The organism is Nocardia sp. GCM10030253 (assembly GCF_042675075.1).
GTDB lineage: Bacteria > Actinomycetota > Actinomycetes > Mycobacteriales > Mycobacteriaceae > Nocardia.
Map to the genome: position 1 here is coordinate 284288 of NZ_JBHTDL010000009.1, position 18128 is coordinate 302415.

The window sequence follows — 18128 nt, forward strand, 5'->3', positions numbered from 1 at the left end:
CAGACCCAGAGGTTCGGCCGGCAATCGAAATCATCGAGGAGTTTGCGTGAAGCGCATCATCAAGAAGTTCGTCGGCGTGTTCGCGGCCGCGGCGGCGGCCCCGGTCCTGCTAGCAGGTACGGCACAGGCCGATGACGGGAACACCGTGTATTTCAGCAACGGCATTTTGCAGTGCGCTATTACCGGCGACGGCACCGTCGGATGCGATCTGGCGAACTCCATGCAGATCCAATACTCGTTCCTGCCATTCCTTTTCCCCGTGCGGAACATCGTCATCGACCAGCCGCAACTGCCCGCCCACCCCACCTTCACCGGTGGCACGCCGCGCACACTGCCGGGCGGCAACCCGACTCTCTACGACGCCAGGACCGGCGACGGCAGGTGGGGGCCTTTCATCGAGCACGCCGGGGCCAGGTGTGAATCCGGATTCCACGGCAGCTTCAGCTGCCAGACAAAGGGCCGGAGCTTCTCGATCTACAGCGGAATCATCTCCGCCTGATCGAATACCGCAGTCGACGCTCTGTTCCCGCGATACGCACCAGAGCGTCGGCTGCACCTGATTGCCAGCGCCTTCAGGCCGATCGGCGAACTCGATGCTCGGCCACGTGTACACGGTTCGAGCAACGCGTCGAACAAAACCGGCGTCGACCATTGCGGGAGGTGTCGACGAAGACCATGCCGCAGCCTGCTCGGGCGCAGCGTCCGATTCGGGTCGGGTCTTCGCAGAACAGTTCCGCGAGGCCGGCCGCGGTGTATGCCTTGACTCGCTCATCGATGGGCGCGGTCTCGCGGGCGTAGTGCAGGTGTGGCTTCCTGCCGTCGTGGGTGGAGATGTAGGGCTGGCTCGTGGTTTCGGCCAGCAGTGCGTTGAGCAACTCGACGCTGGGAGCGGTGAAAGCCTCGTCGAGCCTGGCGATCCAGCGGCGCAATTCGGCCTCTTGCCGGGCATTCAGCGAGCTCAGCGGCTTGTAGCCGGATTCGCCGAGTAGCTCGAGGAGGTCCCGGTGCGGCTCGGCGTTCACCAGTCGGACCGCGAGTTCGGCCGCCGCGCCTCCGTAAGGGTTGAAATGCACTAACTCATTACATCAGGCTGAACCCATGATCGCCACCTGCCCCTCCTGCTCCTGGCCCTCTCCAGCGCTCGTGTCGTCGCACGGCTCCGTTCATTACCTGCGCTGCGTATGCGGCCAGTGGTTGGTCAGCGAGCACGGCGGGGTGGTGGCAACCGCGGGGACAAGCACGTTCGGCGATTCGGGCATCGTGGAATGCAGTGCGCCGGTGGCACTTCCGGATCACTGACACCGAATCACCGGCTACGGCAGCCGGAAACGCTGACCTCGCGCCCGTGATCCCCCTGCGGCCTTGTTCCGATACATGGCAGTGTCGACCGCGTGCATCAGCTCGTCGACCTCCGTCGGCCGGTCCTCGACGAAAACGCTGCCGATGCTGGCGCCGACGACAACCGGACGTCCGGCGACCTGCATCGGCGCGGCGAGGGCGGCCAGCAGTAGGTCGGATACTGCCGCCAATTGCTCTTCGCCGGAGCACTTTTCGATGAGCACGATGAATTCGTCGCCACCGATTCGGGCCACCAGGCCGCCGACCGGTGCGACGGAGGCCTCCAGTCGCTGGGCGACATCGCGCAGCACCCGGTCACCGACCGTGTGTCCCCACACGTCGTTGACCTCCTTGAAGCCGTCGAGATCCAGATAGCAGATACCCAACGGCGGAGTGGCAACGGCCAGCCGGTCGAAGAAGAGCACGCGGTTCGGCAAGCCGGTGAGGCTGTCGTGGTTCGCGTCGTGCCACAGGCGATCGGCGAGCTGTTTACGTTCGGTCACGTCGACGGCGACGCCGATCAGAAAGCGGACCCGACCGCTGCTGTCGCGGACCGCGGACATCGACAAGTCGATGCTGGCCACCGTGCCGTCCGGTCGCAGATGGTCGGTCTCGAGACGGAAGCGGTTGATCGTCCCGCTGAGCATTCGCTGCAATTCTGTGAAGGCGTGCCCGATATTCTCCGGACCGAGCAGTTCGGCCACCGAACGACCGGGCATGCCGTCCGCCGGCTGACCGAGCATTTCGGCCATGGCCGCGTTCACGTCCAGCACGGTGCCGTTGACGTCGATCGTGCCGATACCGACCGACGCCCCAGCGAAGACCGCCTCGAACCTGGCCTCCGACAACTGTCCCCTCGCCTCGGCGTCCTGGGCCGCGGACATGGCAGCCACCAGCGTTGTCTCCTGTTCTCCCAATACCGCACTGCGTAGCGCCTTGGTGAACCCCGCGGCGAACTCGGCGGCGACGGCGATCGCCCGATCGCGGATCTGCTCGTAGTCGGGGGCGGTGGCGTTCGGGCGGATCTCATCGACCATGTCGTGACAGATCAATGGAATCGAGCGGCTGACGGCCACCGGGTCGCGGTAGTTGACGGCGACCAGCACCGCGGCGGCATCGTGCGCGACAGCAATGTCGGTCGTCCCCCGCACCGCGTCGACCAGCACCTCGGCGAGCTCGGCGAGCAATCTTTCGATCTGGGTTCGCGTGAGCGTCGGCGCCACCACGCCATCGAGCGCGTCGGCCCATCGCACCGCCAGCTCACGCAACCCCACGCCACCAACCCCCTGCCGGTTCTATCCGCCCTCTCAGACCTTGAAGCCGACGCCTGCCAGGCCGAGCGAGCGGCCCGGCGCCTCGTGTAGGTCGCGCTCGGACTCCGGCCGCCACGCAGGCAGCTCGACCACCCCGGGCTCGACCAGCTCCCATCCTTCGAACATAGTCGCGATGGCGTCCCGGGAACGAAAATGGATGCCGATCCGGTTCTCGTTGGCCGCATTGGCACCCAGCTTGCCCGCGTCTTCGGGGCGCAGCTCGGAGGTCAGATGCGAGATCGCGACAAAACTGGCGGCGGGGACGGCCGCGCGGAGCCGGGCGACCATCTCGGCGGGTCGATCCTCGTCCGAAAGCAGGTGCAGGACCGCTATCAGCAGCACGCCGACGGGCTGGTCGAAGTCGATCACACCGGTTTCCCGGACGCGAGCCAGCAGCTCGTCCGGTTTGCGCAGGTCCGCCTCGATCGCGGTGGCATTGTCGTTGCCCTGCAATATCGCCCGTGAATGGGCGACCGCGACCGGGTCGATGTCCGCATAGAGCACCCGGCATTCCGGGTGGAGGGTCTGTGCGACCTCGTGGACATTGCCCGCGGTCGGGATTCCCGAGCCGATGTCGAGGAACTGCCGGATGCCCGAATCAGCGAGAAATCGCACCGCACGCCGCAGGAAAGCACGGTTGCTCAACGCCAATCGCGGCAGGTCGGGCACCAGCTGTTTGCCCATCTCGGCAGCCTTGCGATCGATCTCGAAATTGTGCGAGCCACCGAGCAGGGCGTCATACATCCGTGCCGGACTCGCCTGCTGCATATCCACGCCCTCGGGCGCCCACGCCGGCCTATCCATCGAAACCCCTCTACGCTCACGATCGGACCTTCCCGACTCCAGGCCGGCCCGCCCCGTCCGGATGCGGTGTTCTCGATCACCCGAAAGGTGCAGTCCGCATAGTAGCTGGACCTGCGAATCCCGGTGCACCACAAATGATCACGAAATCGCCCCAGTCGGACCGCGGCGCGTGATCTTCGCGCCCCGATCGCCGCGCGACCCACGGTTTATATTCATACATGCGCATGTTTGCAAAATGGGGTACCCTATCCTGCGGCAGCCATATGAAACCGAAGGGACGTTCGACTATGGGAGAGCAGTGCGTGTCGCCGAAGGAGTCGGTGCGGGCGGTCCCCCACACCGACCACGATCATGGCGCGGAGGCGAGACCCGGCCATTCGCATGACCACTCGCACGGTCACGACCATGGCGTTTCGACGAATTCCGACCCGCGCTGGCTGTCCATCGCGCTCGGGTTGATCGTCGCCTTCATGGCGGTCGAAGTGGTCGTCGGCGTTCTGGCCAACTCGTTGGCGCTGATCACCGATGCCGGGCACATGCTCACCGATGCCGCATCGATCGTGCTCGCCATGATCGCGATCCGGCTGGCCAGGCGGCCTGCGGCAGGCCGGTTCACCTACGGATTCAAGCGCGTCGAGATCCTTTCCGCCCAAGCCAACGGCATTACGCTGCTCCTGCTCGCGGTGTGGTTCGTGTACGAAGGCATCACCAGGCTGATCGATCCGCCGGATGTTTCGGGTCCGCTGGTGTTGATCACCGCGCTGGTCGGGATCGTCGTCAACATCGTCGCGGCCTGGAGCATCAGTCGCGCCAATCGCACCAGCTTGAATGTCGAGGGCGCCTTCCAACACATCCTCAACGATCTCTACGCCTTCATCGGCACCGCCATCGCGGGTGCGGTGGTGTGGCTGACCGGTTTTGCCCGCGCCGACGCCATCGCCGCGCTGGTCGTGGCCGTCCTGATGGCCAAGGCAGGCTGGTCGCTGGTGCGCGAATCCGGCCGCATCTTCCTCGAAGCCGCGCCCGCCCATCTGGACCCCGACGTCATCGGCGCCCGCATCGTCACCATCCCGCAGGTGACCGAGGTGCACGATCTGCACGTCTGGCAGATCACCTCCGGCCAGCCATCGCTGTCCGCACACGTCCTCGTCGCCGACGGCGCCGACTGCCACGCGGCTCGCTCGACGATCGAAACGACCCTGCACGACGAGTTCGGCTTGGAACACACGACCCTGCAGGTGGACCATGTCTCGGACCTCGATCCGTCCCCGAAAGACCTGCACTGCGCCGAATCCCACGGGCCGATCCACCGATCCTGACCAACCGTGGCGGCTCACGCCGACCCAGCGAGCAGACCGAGCAACGTCCGCCGTACCGCATCGGAAGCCGCCTCGGGTGTTCTCCCACACCGGTCGACGAGATGATGACGGAAGCTCCACGCGGTCGTGGCTTCGACCAGGTCGAGAAGTTGTTCGTCGACGGTGCCGTCGGGCCGCTCGAGCTCGACAGCGAAGGTGCGGGCGAGGTGATCGCGCAGCAAACGATCTCCGCGCCGCATCCGCTCATCGATGATGGGCACACTCGGTGATTCGACAAGACCTGTCACCCGGATTCGGCGCTGCAGCGTGAACACCCGCGCGGTTTGTGCCACCACCGCGTCCACCCGATCGCGCAACGGCAGGACCGGGTCGGCGCCGGTGATCAGCAGCTCGACCCGTTCGGTCTGCTGAATCGTCGCAGCCGCCTTGAGCTCGTCCAGGTCTGGGAAATGGACGAAGATACTGCGAAGCGAAACCCCGGCCCGTTCGGCGATACTCTTCGCGGTCGGTGATACCTCGCCCGCATCCAAAGCCGTCAGCAGCGCGTCGATGATCACCGCCCGCGTCCGAATCGGATCACGGATCCGTCCGCGCGCCATATCGCCTCCCGATTGAGCTCATTCACCAGAGGTTAGCGCCGAGCCGGTGGCAGCGGCCGTCAGACCCGCTGGCGCAACCGTCACACTCGGGGCCACCGAATAAACCGCCCGCGTAATCCAGGCGTTTACGCTCGACACCATGGTCAACGTCAGTGTCGAAACCCCCGAACAGATCGAACAGCGGCTACGTCGCGTCATCGCGGCCGCCGACTTCGTCGTGCACGGCGGCGTCTGGTCCTTCCACGAAACCCCGATCGACCAGCCACCGGCACTGACCCCCGGCACCCTCGCGGTCGTCCGCGACGAAACCAGTTGGAGCAGCCTGCTTCCCGCACCCGACGACCCCGCCGCAGAACGATTCGGCCTGTGGTCCTTCCACTTCCCACCGAACATGGACAACAGCGGGTTCGTCGGCTGGCTCGCCACCCACCTCAAAACACAACTGGGGACTGGCGTTTTCGTCGTCTGCGGCAGCAACCGCGACCGCGGCGGGATCTACGACTACTGGGGTTGCCCTGTCGATCTACTCGACCAGGCCAACAAGGTGATCGACGAATTGCGTACGACCGGTCAGTCCGCTGGGTTATGAGCCACACCGACGCCGAGTCGAGTAGGCCACTACTCGTTACAAGCGCCTGAGACGGTGCAACGCTGCTACCACAGAAATCCCATCTATTTACTCGAGGCGGTGACCGCAATGGGAGTGGAATTCGATGCCGGATCATTTACAAACAGTCCCCCCAATCCGAATAAGCTGACCGAGTTCGTCCTCGATAGAACCGTCGATATTGTCCTCGGGCTGCAGGTCGATCAGAACGACGGCGGGTTCATTCTCGGGCTGGTACTTCGTACACCAGGTGGAACACCCGAATGGGTGAAGAGCTCCACAGCCTCTTTTGTTGTTGGTGCTTCGGTGGAGATAAGATTCGATGCGGTGCCGGCAGGAATCTATTCGATTGTGGTCCAATCATTGGACGGCACGGTCGCCGGCACATACAGAGCGCGTTGGGAGAACATTCTCGACGTAGGGTCAGGCCCGGTGGAAGGCATTCCGGTCAATCTTCCCGCGGAGCCACAATTCGGAGAATTCGAACCGATTCCCCACGGCGTACCGGTGGTGCCGGTGGTGTCGGTAGTGGCGGTAGTGGCGGTCAGCCCTGCCGAAGCACAACCCTGAGCCCGAAAAGCGGCCCGGAACTATGTGTTCCGGGCCGCTCCCTAGTAGCGGGGACAGGATTTGAACCTGCGACCTCTGGGTTATGAGCCCAGCGAGCTACCGAGCTGCTCCACCCCGCGTCGGTAGTCACCAGTCTACTCGACTTCTGGAGGCGGTTTTACCAACGGCCAGGCCAGGTTTGATGTGGACCCACTAGGCGGTTCGCCGCGTGGGAGTAGGTATGGCGGGCGGTGTTGACCTTCGGGTTACCTGAAGCTTCATGATGGCCGGGTGACAGGATTCGGGTCGGAAGAATTGATCACCATCGGGGTGCTCGCGCGGGCCAGTGGGCTCACGCCGAGTGCGCTTCGGTTCTATGACGACTGTGGGTTGTTGATTCCCGCGCGGGTCGATGGTGCGACCGGGTACCGGTATTACAGCGAATCGCAATGCGCGCGTGCGGTGATGATTCGGCAGCTCAGAGGGATCGGGGTACCGCTAGAGGCCATTTCGGAGGTCTTGGCGGGTGACGTCGGGCGGGCGGAGCAGTTGCTCGATGCGCATGTGCTGGAACTCCGGCGGCGAGCGGATGACGCGGCCGTGGTCGCTCGCGCGATCAAGGGCACGCTCGGCGACGAGGCTACGGCCCAGGTCGCGCTGTCCGCCGCGACGCTCGCGGCGGCGATCGAACAAGTACGGGCCGCCGCGGCTCGGACCGACGAAATACCGGTGCTCGCAGGTGTTCTGGTCGAGGCGGGTGCGGGTTCGTTGACGTTGACGGCAACGGATCGGTACCGGCTTTCGACCAGGACGATTGCGCTGCGGCGGCCCGTCGGTGACTGGTCGCTGGTTGTCGACGCGGGCGATCTCGCGTCGATCGGTTCCTGGCTTCATGCGGTCGAGGAGGTCACCGTGGCCGCGGCGGAGGGGGTGCTCGTCCTCGCAGGCGGTGGCACGGAGCTCCGATGTCGCACGATCGATGAACCGTTCCCGGACTACCGCGCCATGCTGGGCGGGCTGGCACCGGTGCTGACACGAGTGGTGGTCGCGCGCGACAAGCTGTTGGAGATGATCGAGAGCGACGACGACACGATCGTCTTTTCCGTCGACGAGGCAGAGCTGATCGTGTCCCGCCACGGCGGCCACGCCGGGCGATTGCCCGCGGCGGTGACCGGACCCGGCGTCGAACTCGCCTTTGCTCCCACAACCCTGACGCCCGCGATCCGTGCCGCGCTCGGACCGGAAATCATGCTCGACATCGCCGCGCCTGACCTGCCGATCCTCATCCGATCGGCAACCGACGGCGACCTCACCACACTCGCAATGCCCACCATCAACCCGAAGGGACAAACGCATGACCACCACAACAGGATCGCCGGATGAAACGATGGCGGCGATCACCCGCGCCATCACGCTCGGGCGCGAAGGCTCCCCGGACGCCGCCCGCAATGCGCTGCTCGAGATCTGGGATTCCCTCGGACCACAGGGCGATCCGCTGCACCGCTGCACTTCGGCGCACTACCTGGCCGATCTGTACGAGGATGCGGCGCAGGCGCTTTCATGGGATATCCGGGCGCTGGACGCGGCAGACAGCCTGGCAGCCGACCGCGCCAGGCAATACGATTCCCAGCTCGACGTTCGCGGCTTCTACCCGTCATTGCATCTGAACCTGGCGGACAACTATCGGCGACTCGGGTCCTTCGAAGCCGCGCAATGTGAGATCGACGCGGCCCGCGACAGTCTGCACACCCTCGGCGACGACGCTTACGGAGCCATCGTTCGCAAGGCGGTGGACGAGATCGCCGAGTCGATTCGGGTGCGGGAAACAGCGCGCAGACCGTCCGCTCCCGACAGGCGTTGAAACACAGCATGATCCGATACCCGCCAACGAGTGCGGCGAGTGCTTCAGCTGCCACTCACCTTCCGAATACAGCGCCGAGCGGCCCGCCGATGATGTATTTCGCCTTGATGGAGCCATCCGATGCTTTGTCCCCTTGCACGACAACCATCGTGCCGACTCGCACGTCGGACGCGCGGGTAGCAGCCAACATCAGGAACCGGGTGCCTGCGTCGGTGCGCACCGCGACCCTGCTGCCCAGCACGCCTTCGACCGTGAGCGTCGATCCGTCGTTGGCGGTGACCCTGCCGACCGCCAACCCACGGACAAACCTTGCGGCGGACGCGGCCGGTGCGACCTTGGTGCTCGGTGATGCGGCCGGTGGCGCCTTGGCGCTCGATGACGCGGCCGGCTTGGCGTTCGATGAGCTGCTTGCCGACGTCGAATTGTCGCGCAGCATCATCGGCAGCAGCCCGATGATGATCAGCAGCACGACACCGACCCCGATCAACAATCCGGTTCTGCTCGGTGCCTCTGGCTGCTGATGCTCCGGCGCAGGAGTCTCGCCGAGTTCTACGGTCGGCTGGCTGTACTGTTCCCTGCGGGCAGCCTCCTCGACGGGCGAATACAGCAGTGGCGGACCGAATACTTGTGTCTGGTCGGGCGTCGGATCGGGATCACCACCCGGAGGGTCGCCATGCCGCCTCGACTGGCCGCCACCGACACCGACCTGCGTCGGCCCCGACCAAGGGGCACGACGCCGCTTGTTGGACCAGCCCCTGGACGGGCTGGACCACGGAGTCTGCGGGGCGGACATGGATCAAGGGTAGTTGCATGATGTGGGTAGAGAAGTCAAATCATCGATGCGACCACGCGAACGGATCGACCAAAATAGCTGTCGCACTTGATATTTCGCCATAACGACGGGCGCTCGCTTCCCCACGCTGGCAACAATCGATCGGCAACGATGCATCGGCATCCCCAGAGGCTGGGCGGGTAGACGATGACGCTCGTCGATGACGCACGATCACGCTTCGCGCTGTCGAATCCCCGCATTGGCGCATCTGCGGGCGTTCACCACGTCGTCCATCGGTTTACGAGCCGATAGGAATGACAGAGGCTTCGCCGCGCTACGCGAACCCGGGCAGGATCCGGCCACGGCCCGGCGGCGGATCGGCGAGTTCGCACTCGCGGCCGACGTCGGTGATCCGCACGACCACATCACACGGATGCGCGCTCTGATCGGCGATGCCTACTGGCCGATATCAAGTTCGCGAAAGCCGAAGCGGGCCAGGCGAATTCCCCACCCGCAGCCGATGCCCACAAATCGCCACTATGGTCGGATCTATGGATGACGAAGTATCGGTGCGACTCGGGACCGCCGCCGACGCACGGCGATACTTCGACGCGATCTGCGAACTCTACGACGCCGCATTCTCGCAACCGCCGTTCGTGTGGCCGGACACCGAGTCGCAGCGCCACCGGGACATACTGACCGGCATGATCGAGTCGCCGAACTTCGGGATCGCGGTAGCCACCGCCGCTGCGGACGCCCTGATCGGATTCGTCTACGGGACAAGGCTTACGACTACGACCGGATGGTGGAAAGGATTCCAGCAGCCGGTCTCCGCCGAGGTGACGACCGAGTGGTCTGGCCGCACCTTCGCCGTCATAGACCTCGCTGTCGACGCCTCGGCGCGTCAGCAAGGTATCGGACGCCGCCTGCTCGACACCCTGCTCGGCAGCCGTACCGAGGAACGCGCGACGCTTGCGGTGCAACCGCAGGCCGATACTAGCCACGCCTTCTACCGGGCGATCGGCGGATGGCACCTGATTGGACGCCAAGAAACACCCGAAATGCTGTCCCCCGAATTCGATATCTACATCCGGGAATTGGACAGGCCGTAGTCGTTCATCAGGTCATCCAAATCGCGGACACACAACGCGTCCGCCCACGGCGTCAGCTCCGCCCGCGCGCCCGCGATAATCTCTGACAGTCGGTCTGAGCGGCACGACGCCGCCAGCACGGCCGCTTCCCCGATCACCTGCGCCGCCTCATCGATCTCACGTCCCTCGATGTGGGCGTGCGCCAGATCCACGTAGGCCATCGCCCGGTTGCGCGTGTATCCCTCGCCGATCAGCTCCAGCGACGATACGGCCGCCTGATGCGCGTCGGCCGCCCGCCCGAGCCGATACATGCAGTCGCTACGGAACGACAGCGACAGCCCCGGCCCGTGGAAATAGGCGACGCTCGCCTCCGTCCCGATACCGTCGACGAGCGCATCGTCCGCCGCGTCCAACGCCGCCAGAGACGCGTTGGCCCGTCCGCTGGACGCGTACGCGAACGCCGCGATCACTTCCGCATAGGACCTCAACAGGCCGTCGTCGACGCTGCGCGCCCACACCTGCGCTGCCACAGCATGATCGATACCGGTCCGCGGTGAGCCCCGCCAGGTCGACAGGTAGCTCAGATTGCACAAGACCAGCGCGACCAGCTCATCGTTGCCCGCCTCGTGCGCCGACTCGCGGGCGGCCTCGTAGCTCGCATTGGCAAGATCGAACGCACGCAGATCGAAATGCATCCACCCGGCGAGCTGCGCCAGCTGCGAATGCACGGTGAACAACCGAGGCTTCAACCGCTCGGGTGCCTGCGCCAGCAGCGCCCGCGCAATAGCCTGTTGCGCGGTCACCATCGGCAGTACAGCTTGCGGGCCATACAAGTCATTTTGTTTTAGCGCGATATTCAGCGCGTCCTCGATGTGAGCGATGCTGGCATCGTCGACACGCTCTGGCCGGATCAGCACCTCACCGACTCGCTGCCGCTCGTTGGAGTCCAGGCCCGCGAGGATCGCGGCGACGGCAGGCAGCCCGCCCGCGACACCGCCGAACAGTTGCAAAAGCTCCCGTCGATTCATTTCGACCCACATCCGCAAATCGTCATTCGATGGCGAGTGTAGGCCCGTTCGGTCCGTTGCCGCCGCGACAACCACAGCGAGCGCCGACGATCGCTCGGCTTTGTGGAACCGGTGCGCCTGCTCACGAGTCAGACTGTCCAGCAACGTATCCATCACGTCCGCCGACCGTGGGCTCAGCAACGCCCCCGCACCTTCCTGCTCCCACTTGCCGACTGTGCGCACACCACGCTGACACGCCGCAGCGAACTCCGCCTGAGACAGGCGCATCGCGTCCCGAAGTGCCTTCACATCGGCACCCGTCCATTTCTCGATCACCGCTGGTCCACCCCTCAACTCGGCGTGTCGAATACCGAAAGAGTAGGACCAATTTGCCGATTGCATACCTGTATCGCCGGTCATGGGGAACCGATGCTGAACGAGCACCCGTCGCCGGAGTGCTTCCAAGCCTGACACCGTGACTAGGGGGTCAAAGTTGTTGACCGCGAAAGAATTCCCGAAGCGGACCGCGTTCGAAGGGCCGCCCCGCTCAGTCTTCTGTGACGTGTCGGGCGAGGTGATCGCCCGCTACCGCGACGCCCTCACCAATTGGGACGGCATACCCGACCCTGTCTCCTGTGAACTGCCCAGCGATGAGATGGCCCGTATCGGCGACGCACTCGCCGAATGGACAAACCCTATGCGGCCCGGTGGCGGAGTGTCAGGTCCTCCGCCATCGGTGCCAGTGACGCCAACCGAGGCGGTGCAATGAACCTTGCCTGTCGAACTCATCGAACTCGTTGCGGACGGCTTACGCGAATGGGACCCCGGCACACTGCCTCGAGTTGCCGACGTCCCGGTCTCAGCCATCGACCACAGCACCGACCGCGACCCAAGGGATTGAACTCAATGGAGCACATACCTTTTGGGGATACCCCTATGTCCCGTTGCATCTTCTATCGGCGGGTGTGTGATCTGCCCGCGACCGTCGACCCGCCGAGCTTGGGTCGCATTATCATGACGGCCGCCCACGTCGGAGGGCTCACGATGCCCGCACCGATGGGCCAATCGGTCAAACACGACATGGGTCGACGCGGAGCCGCTATCGGCCCGATCCTGTCGCATCCACGGTCCAACAGATGGACGTTCTTGATACGACCCGACGTACCCGACGATGTGCCGCTGTTCGCTGATCTGTTCCGGCACAACGTATCTGTGATCCGGAACGGCGGAACAGTGGCGCTGCCGTCACCGACCACGCAATCCGGAGCCATCAGGCAATGGATCGAACCACCACGTGACACCTTCCGTCCCTCCGGCCTCCTCGTCATCGAATCGGTTCGCGCGTGCGTGGGACCGGGCCGAGTGCGGGCGGTGTCACATGCCTGAATGTGGTTGCGGCCCTCGGATCAGGTCTCTGAATCAGACGTCGCTGCCGTTCCGTCGAACAGCGAATCCGGTGACTGTTAAAGCGATCGGGCTGCTATTACTCGATGCCAGCGGCCCGCACCTCCTGCGAGACGAACGAGTCATCACGGAATTGGCCGACCAGCACGGCTACACCCTGATGCGGCTGATCACGATCGCGCACGACACGTTCATGCCCGCCGTCCTGATCGTCACCACAGCACACAATATGGGTGCCTCCGCAGTTATCGCGCCGAGCATCGACCACATCAAGCACGCTCGCGCGATCGCCGTGGTGTGCGACCTGATCACCCCGACCCACCGCATCCCCTGCACATCCCCTGATCGGCGAGGAGGCATGTCATGAGCACACCAGACGAATACAGCGCTGCCCTCAAAGAGTTCCGCCGCGTCTCCGACGTGTTCCACAAAGCGGGTGCCCCCCAAGCCGGGGAGCTGGCCGACCGGTACAACGCGGCTGCGGCACGCCTGAAAGAGGCAGCATCTCACCGCTGCGACAGCGACGAGCCGACTAGATTCGATGCACCGTGACACCAGACAGCCAACACGAGGGGAAGGCCCGGCCAGTGGACGACGAACAGATGACGATGGACCTCGGTGTGTCAGTCGAGCAGACCGCATGGGGTAATTGGGTCGACCGGGACCGGCGTGCGATACAGGTGCGGAACTTTCTCATTCGTGCCGGATTGCCTGCATTGCCGCCGGAACCATGGGATTTCGAATCAGAAGAGGCAATTCAGATCAGCGACATGATCGCGGAGCTGTTTCCGGATGTCGAAGCTGTTAGGATTCCCGAAAATGCAGATGCCGTCGATCAGCTGGTGTGTTTGATCGGAGAATGGTTCGTCCGGTATCTCGATGCGCGATGGCTCGATCTGACCAATATGCCACCTGGATACAACGACTGCGCAGACATATCCATATATGACGGAATCAAACCGGGAGTAGCCTTCAAATTCCATGATTGGACGACATGTACCGCAGACCTTCTCGTGAAATTTGCGATAGAGCAAGAGTTCATCAGGATAATCGAGCTGGTGTCCGTGGGATTCTGGAGGCTACGCAAAGGCGGCAGTCCGACGTTTGCCGAGTTGAGCACAGGCTACTTTGCTGATCATCCCCCTTTCCTGTGACCATGAAATAACGTCTGCTTCGTAGATTTTGGGGGCGGGGATCGCCATGTCTGGTGACGGTTACGACAGTGATCGCAACGGATTCGACAGCAATGAGCGCGGGCGGATCTTCGAAAATGGCACCGACCGATACTTCCACGACCGCGAGAACGGATATGTCCGCGACGCCCGAACATACGAAGTAGGAAAAGACAGGATTCAATTCGATAAGATCAAAGAGGCTGGAGGTCTCACCTCCAGCATCGAAGACAAGTCGGGTAGGGTCGGCGGAAAGAAGGATGCAACCCAACTAAAGGTTGTACGCGCCCTCCTCGAAAAGGGTGAAATCAACCACCACATGCTGCGGACCGTCGAAGGTGAAATCATATCGAAAGATGTGCAGATACTTATCGATGGCATGGTTCGGGACCTTGGGGATAAGTTCACGCATCAAATAATCCCTAGAGATGCTGCTCGTGAAATCTGGGCGCGGGGGCGGCAAAGAGAAGTGGGTAAGCAGCTCGAACTGCCTGGTGTTGGCGAGAAGGCGCGAGAACAAAAAGCGCAGCAACGGGAGCAGCGGGAAAAAGTCGCAGAGCTGGCGAAGGCACGCGAGCGAGCCGAGAAATTCCAGCGCATGCAGCAGTTCCTGGAAGCCGCCGCGCGCGGCAAGGCCGAGAGCCTTCAGCAAGCCGAACGACCCCGTCAACGGCTGGAGAACATACGCGAAATCGTGCGGGCGCGTGAGGAACGCGCCAGGGTTGAACGTGAGGCTGCTGAACGGGTGGCGCGAGAATTCCCGGTACCCAATCAGCTCCTGGGGCGGGTAGCGGCCGACGGTGGGGAACGTGAACGCGAAAAGGCACGGGCTGAGCGTGAAGCGGCAGAAAAGGCTCGGGAGCAACCTGACCGGGCACGGGAGGCAGCCGAAGCAGCGGAGCGGGTCCATCTACACCGGGAAGCCCTTGCGGCGCAGCGTGAACGCGCTGAGCGAGAGGGCGTCTCACCTGATGTGCTGCGGATTTTGCATGCCCAATGGGCTCAGCCCGGGGAACAACTGCAGCCGGAACCGGTGGGACGCGGCAGCGGCCGAGCACCGCAACCTTGCGGAAGGCCGGGCACGCGAACGCGTCGAAGAACGCGAGCGCGAGCGCCTGCTTGGTCGCGAACAGAACACACGTCAGTGACCGCATAGCCGGGCCCGAGGGTCGAGGAGCGAGAGCGTCAGCGCACGCTTGGGCGCGAGTCTGACTAGAAGGGTCCATTGCGGCTGCTCGACCTACTCTTTGTGTGCGCTCCCGCACCCGCCTCGCGGCTGTCGCGGATCCGATCGCGAGTCGCGAACTCAACAAGGGCGACCAGCCGGTGCACGTCAGCTTCGGCCGACCTGTCAGTCCAGCCGAGGCGACTACGCCTGCTACGTGCGAATCGAAGGGCTAGGTCCGAAGTGCCCGCCGACCCGACGATCACGGTGAAGGGCCCGCCAAAGCCGGTGTCGCACCGTTGAACTGGATTTTCGACCACCGGATCAGCGGGGAGCCGCAGCGCGTTGCGCACTCAGGCGCGATAGATCAGCGGGTGGCCGACAGGTCAGGCTGGCGCACTGCGGAATTCGGGGTCGGCTCGAGGGTCTTGTGCAGGCTGGTGCGCATGGTGGTCGCGGAGTCGAGCAGGTAGTTCTGCCGGACCTTCCACGGGTGGCGGTCGCCTTGGCGGGGGAAGTCGCCGATCGAGCGTTGGACATAGCCGGAGGCGAGGTCGAGCAGGGGGCGTTCGTCGAGGTTGCCGTCGGGCTTGGGCACCACCGCGGCGTAGCCGTTCTTGTCCATGTGGTTGAGGATCCGGCAGATCAGCCGCGAGGTGAGGTCGGCGCGCAGGGTCCAGGAGGCGTTGGTGTAGCCGATGCAGACCGCGAAGTTGGGGACACCGGTGAGCATTGTGCCTTGCCAGACGAATTGGTCCGAGAGGGTCACCGGCCGTCCATCGATCTGCGGGGCGATGCCGCCGAAGGCCAGCAGTTGCAGGCCGGTCGCGGTGATGATGATGTCGGCCTGCAGGATTCGGCCGGACTTCAGCCGAATACCCTCGGGGACAAAGGAATCGATGTGATCGGTGACGACCTCGGCCTTGCCCTTCTTCATCGCCTTGAAGAAGTCCGCGTTGGGGACCGCGCACAGGCGCTGATCCCACGGGTCATAGGTCGGCGTGAAGTGTTCGGCGACGGCCTGTTCGTCCTTCAGGATGCGGGTGGTCAGGCCGGTCAGCAGTTTCCGCGCGGCTTCCGGGCGGCGGCGGCAGTACTGGTAGAAGCCGATGTTGAACAGGATGTTCTTGGTGCGGATCAGGCGGTGTGCGAGGTTGGGTGGCAGCGTCGCGCGGATACGGTCGGCCAGCTTGTCGCGGCCGGGGACGGCGCTGATCCAGGTGGGCGAACGCTGCAGCATCGTCACCAGCTCCGCCTGGTCGGCCATCGACGGAACCAGGGTGACGGCGGTGGCGCCGCTGCCGATGACCACGACGCGCTTGCCCGTGTAGTCGAGGTCTTCGGGCCAGAACTGTGGGTGCACGATCTGTCCGGCGAAAGTGTCGGCGCCGGGGAAATCAGGCGCGTGGCCGTGGTCGTAGTTGTAGTACCCGGCGCAGGTGTACAGGAAGCCACAGGTCAGGGTGCGCTGCTCGGTAGCGCCCGAGGAGTCGCGATGCTCGAGGGTCAGTGTCCATCGAGCCGTGTCGGTGGACCAGTCGGCCCCGACGACCTTCGTGCCATAGCGGATATGCCGATCGATGCCGTACTCGGTGGCGGTTTCCTCGACGTAGCGCAGGATCGATGGGCCGTCGGCGATCGACTTGGCGTCGCGCCACGGCTTGAACGGGTAGCCGAGGGTGAACATGTCGGAGTCCGAGCGAATACCCGGATAGCGGAACAGGTCCCAGGTGCCGCCCAGCGCGTCGCGCGCCTCGAGTACCGCGTATGTCTTGGTCGGGCACTCGGTCTGCAGCCGGTAGGCGGCGCCGATTCCGGATAGGCCCGCGCCGACGATCACGACATCGAGGTGTTCCGGAGCTACGACGGTCTCGGTCATGACTCCAGTGTGGGAGGGTTTCGGGACAGCTTCTTGACTTTGCACGACAAGTATTTGATTCTGGGCGACATGTCGGTGATTCGATCCGCGGGGCTGCGCGGATTTCGTGCCACGGTGGCCGAGCTGGGCGGCAACGCCGAGGAGTTCGCCACTGCCTGCGGCCTGCCGATTGCCGCGCTCGACGCCGACGACCTGCTGGTACCCGACCAGGCGGTCGCGGCGGTCCTGGAACTGGCAGCACATCGCCTCGACTGCCCGGACCTCGGCCTGCGCATCGCGCGCCGCCAGGATCTGGACATGCTCGGCCCGCTGGCGCTGGCCATCCGCAATTCGCCGACCCTGGCCGATGTCGTCGAATGCTCCTCGCGCTACCTGTTCCTGCATGCCCGTTCACTCAGCCTGACCCTCGAGCCGGACCCCTACGGAGACCGCGGGGTAATCGCGCTGCGCTACGGCGTGCAGCCCGGCTATCCGACACCCATCCAGGGCACGGACCTGGGCCTGGCATTCGTGCACCGCACGATTCAACGCCTGGTCGATGATCGCTACGGGCTGCGCTCGGTCGAACTCCCCTACCGACCGGAGGCGCCGATCCAGACATACGAGGAACTATTCGGTGCCCCGGTGCGCGTCGACCGCCCTGCGGCGATCTTGCGTGTGCCGAGCAGCCTCGCCACACGTCAGCTGAGCGGCGGCGATGAAAACCTGCACCGCCTGGCCATCGCCTTCCTCGCCGAACAGTCCGGCGGCGCCAACGCATCCATCGTCCCCCAGGTGCGCGCCGCCGTGCAGCAGCTACTCGGCACCGCTCCCCCCGAGATCGGCGCTGTCGCACGACTTCTGACCGCCCACCCGCGCACCCTGCAACGCCGCCTCGCCGCGGAGGGCACCTCGTTCGCTGCGATACTCGACGACGTCCGCCGCGACGCAGCCCGCCGCTACCTCACCACCACCGACATGCCCATGAGCCAGGTCGCCTCTCTGATCGGCCTGTCCGAACAGTCCACCTTCACCCGCTGCTGCCGAAGATGGTGGGCCACAACCCCCACCGCCATCCGCCGCGAAGGAACCCACGGCCGCCCCTAACCTGCCCGATGGCACGCTGGTCGGTATGACCGCTGTTTCCAACGACGAGCTGGACCACGACTCCCAGCCCGAGCACGTACCACAAACGATGCCCGTCACGCCGCGGATCACCTCATATTCGTTCCGGCGCACGCATTTACGGCCCCGTCGCCCACTGCGCGA

General features: G+C 64.5%; 19 protein-coding genes and 1 tRNA gene. 12 read left to right on the top strand and 8 right to left on the bottom strand.

Going from position 1 to position 18128, the window contains the following annotated elements; all coding sequences use genetic code 11:
• The first annotated feature begins 46 nt into the window (after window positions 1-46).
• A complete protein-coding gene (locus ACFQZZ_RS21975; RefSeq protein WP_378683777.1) occupies window positions 47-499 on the top strand; it encodes a hypothetical protein in 453 nt (150 codons plus the stop codon).
• Window positions 500-572: 73 nt separating this feature from the next.
• Here the strand turns inward: ACFQZZ_RS21975 and ACFQZZ_RS21980 are convergent, their stop codons facing one another.
• The 3 genes from ACFQZZ_RS21980 to ACFQZZ_RS21990 all read right to left on the bottom strand — a co-directional run bounded on the left by ACFQZZ_RS21980 (window position 573) and on the right by ACFQZZ_RS21990 (window position 3455).
• The gene (locus tag ACFQZZ_RS21980; RefSeq protein WP_378683779.1) at window positions 573-1073 is read right to left on the bottom strand and encodes a CGNR zinc finger domain-containing protein; all 501 of its coding nucleotides are present in this window, start codon (window positions 1071-1073) and stop codon (window positions 573-575) included.
• Window positions 1074-1313: 240 nt separating this feature from the next.
• Window positions 1314-2612, bottom strand: a complete 1299-nt coding sequence (locus ACFQZZ_RS21985; RefSeq protein ID WP_378683782.1) for a diguanylate cyclase domain-containing protein — start codon at window positions 2610-2612, stop codon at window positions 1314-1316.
• 33 nt (window positions 2613-2645) lie between these two features.
• Window positions 2646-3455 carry an SAM-dependent methyltransferase gene (locus tag ACFQZZ_RS21990; protein WP_378683785.1) on the bottom strand — a complete coding sequence of 270 codons (810 nt, stop codon included), beginning with the start codon at window positions 3453-3455 and terminating at the stop codon, window positions 2646-2648.
• A 302-nt stretch (window positions 3456-3757) separates the two neighbouring features.
• Here ACFQZZ_RS21990 and ACFQZZ_RS21995 point away from each other — a divergent pair, with 302 nt between their 5' ends.
• On the top strand, window positions 3758-4774 hold the full coding sequence (locus ACFQZZ_RS21995) for a cation diffusion facilitator family transporter (RefSeq protein WP_378683788.1): 1017 nt from the start codon (window positions 3758-3760) through the stop codon (window positions 4772-4774).
• Between the two features lie 14 nt (window positions 4775-4788).
• Here ACFQZZ_RS21995 and ACFQZZ_RS22000 read toward each other — a convergent pair whose 3' ends face one another.
• Complete coding sequence (locus ACFQZZ_RS22000) at window positions 4789-5373, bottom strand: TetR/AcrR family transcriptional regulator (protein WP_378683791.1); 585 nt, start codon at window positions 5371-5373, stop codon at window positions 4789-4791.
• Between the two features lie 139 nt (window positions 5374-5512).
• Between ACFQZZ_RS22000 and ACFQZZ_RS22005 the strand changes: the two genes are divergently transcribed.
• Together ACFQZZ_RS22005 and ACFQZZ_RS22010 are read left to right on the top strand one after the other, a co-directional pair.
• Window positions 5513-5962: a DUF6196 family protein gene (locus tag ACFQZZ_RS22005; RefSeq protein ID WP_378683793.1), complete on the top strand. Its 450-nt coding sequence runs from the start codon at window positions 5513-5515 to the stop codon at window positions 5960-5962.
• A 99-nt stretch (window positions 5963-6061) separates the two neighbouring features.
• Window positions 6062-6550, top strand: a complete 489-nt coding sequence (locus ACFQZZ_RS22010; RefSeq protein WP_378683795.1) for a hypothetical protein — start codon at window positions 6062-6064, stop codon at window positions 6548-6550.
• A gap of 45 nt (window positions 6551-6595) precedes the next feature.
• Here the strand turns inward: ACFQZZ_RS22010 and ACFQZZ_RS22015 are convergent.
• Window positions 6596-6669 (bottom strand) — tRNA-Met (locus tag ACFQZZ_RS22015).
• A gap of 151 nt (window positions 6670-6820) precedes the next feature.
• On the opposite strand from ACFQZZ_RS22015, the gene ACFQZZ_RS22020 reads away from it, so the two are divergent.
• Window positions 6821-7912 carry a MerR family transcriptional regulator gene (locus tag ACFQZZ_RS22020; RefSeq protein WP_378683798.1) on the top strand — a complete coding sequence of 364 codons (1092 nt, stop codon included), beginning with the start codon at window positions 6821-6823 and terminating at the stop codon, window positions 7910-7912.
• Window positions 7884-8390 carry a hypothetical protein gene (locus ACFQZZ_RS22025; RefSeq protein WP_378683801.1) on the top strand — a complete coding sequence of 169 codons (507 nt, stop codon included), beginning with the start codon at window positions 7884-7886 and terminating at the stop codon, window positions 8388-8390. The genes ACFQZZ_RS22020 and ACFQZZ_RS22025 overlap by 29 nt, the downstream gene beginning before the upstream one ends.
• A gap of 55 nt (window positions 8391-8445) precedes the next feature.
• Here the strand turns inward: ACFQZZ_RS22025 and ACFQZZ_RS22030 are convergent, their stop codons facing one another.
• Window positions 8446-9183: a DUF5666 domain-containing protein gene (locus ACFQZZ_RS22030; protein ID WP_378683802.1), complete on the bottom strand. Its 738-nt coding sequence runs from the start codon at window positions 9181-9183 to the stop codon at window positions 8446-8448.
• 530 nt (window positions 9184-9713) lie between these two features.
• Between ACFQZZ_RS22030 and ACFQZZ_RS22035 the strand changes: the two genes are divergently transcribed.
• Window positions 9714-10274 carry a GNAT family N-acetyltransferase gene (locus ACFQZZ_RS22035; protein ID WP_378683805.1) on the top strand — a complete coding sequence of 187 codons (561 nt, stop codon included), beginning with the start codon at window positions 9714-9716 and terminating at the stop codon, window positions 10272-10274.
• Here the strand turns inward: ACFQZZ_RS22035 and ACFQZZ_RS22040 are convergent.
• Complete coding sequence (locus ACFQZZ_RS22040; RefSeq protein WP_378683808.1) at window positions 10247-11293, bottom strand: hypothetical protein; 1047 nt, start codon at window positions 11291-11293, stop codon at window positions 10247-10249. The two genes, ACFQZZ_RS22035 and ACFQZZ_RS22040, sit on opposite strands and share 28 nt — an antisense overlap.
• Before the next feature lie 1423 nt (window positions 11294-12716).
• On the opposite strand from ACFQZZ_RS22040, the gene ACFQZZ_RS22045 reads away from it, so the two are divergent.
• From ACFQZZ_RS22045 to ACFQZZ_RS22060, 4 genes are read left to right on the top strand one after another with little or no spacing between them, the layout of a single operon-like run.
• Window positions 12717-13031, top strand: coding sequence for a hypothetical protein (locus ACFQZZ_RS22045; RefSeq protein ID WP_378683811.1), 315 nt, complete (start codon window positions 12717-12719; stop codon window positions 13029-13031).
• A complete protein-coding gene (locus ACFQZZ_RS22050) occupies window positions 13028-13216 on the top strand; it encodes a hypothetical protein (RefSeq protein WP_378683814.1) in 189 nt (62 codons plus the stop codon). Before ACFQZZ_RS22045 ends, ACFQZZ_RS22050 begins: the two co-directional genes overlap by 4 nt.
• Window positions 13217-13251: 35 nt before the next feature.
• The gene (locus tag ACFQZZ_RS22055) at window positions 13252-13818 is read left to right on the top strand and encodes a hypothetical protein (protein WP_378683817.1); all 567 of its coding nucleotides are present in this window, start codon (window positions 13252-13254) and stop codon (window positions 13816-13818) included.
• 46 nt (window positions 13819-13864) lie between these two features.
• Window positions 13865-14992: a hypothetical protein gene (locus tag ACFQZZ_RS22060; protein ID WP_378683819.1), complete on the top strand. Its 1128-nt coding sequence runs from the start codon at window positions 13865-13867 to the stop codon at window positions 14990-14992.
• A 376-nt stretch (window positions 14993-15368) separates the two neighbouring features.
• Here the strand turns inward: ACFQZZ_RS22060 and ACFQZZ_RS22065 are convergent, their stop codons facing one another.
• Window positions 15369-16880, bottom strand: a complete 1512-nt coding sequence (locus ACFQZZ_RS22065) for a flavin-containing monooxygenase (protein ID WP_378683822.1) — start codon at window positions 16878-16880, stop codon at window positions 15369-15371.
• 69 nt (window positions 16881-16949) lie between these two features.
• Here ACFQZZ_RS22065 and ACFQZZ_RS22070 point away from each other — a divergent pair, with 69 nt between their 5' ends.
• A complete protein-coding gene (locus ACFQZZ_RS22070; protein ID WP_378683825.1) occupies window positions 16950-17966 on the top strand; it encodes an AraC family transcriptional regulator in 1017 nt (338 codons plus the stop codon).
• Window positions 17967-18128: the final 162 nt, after the last annotated feature.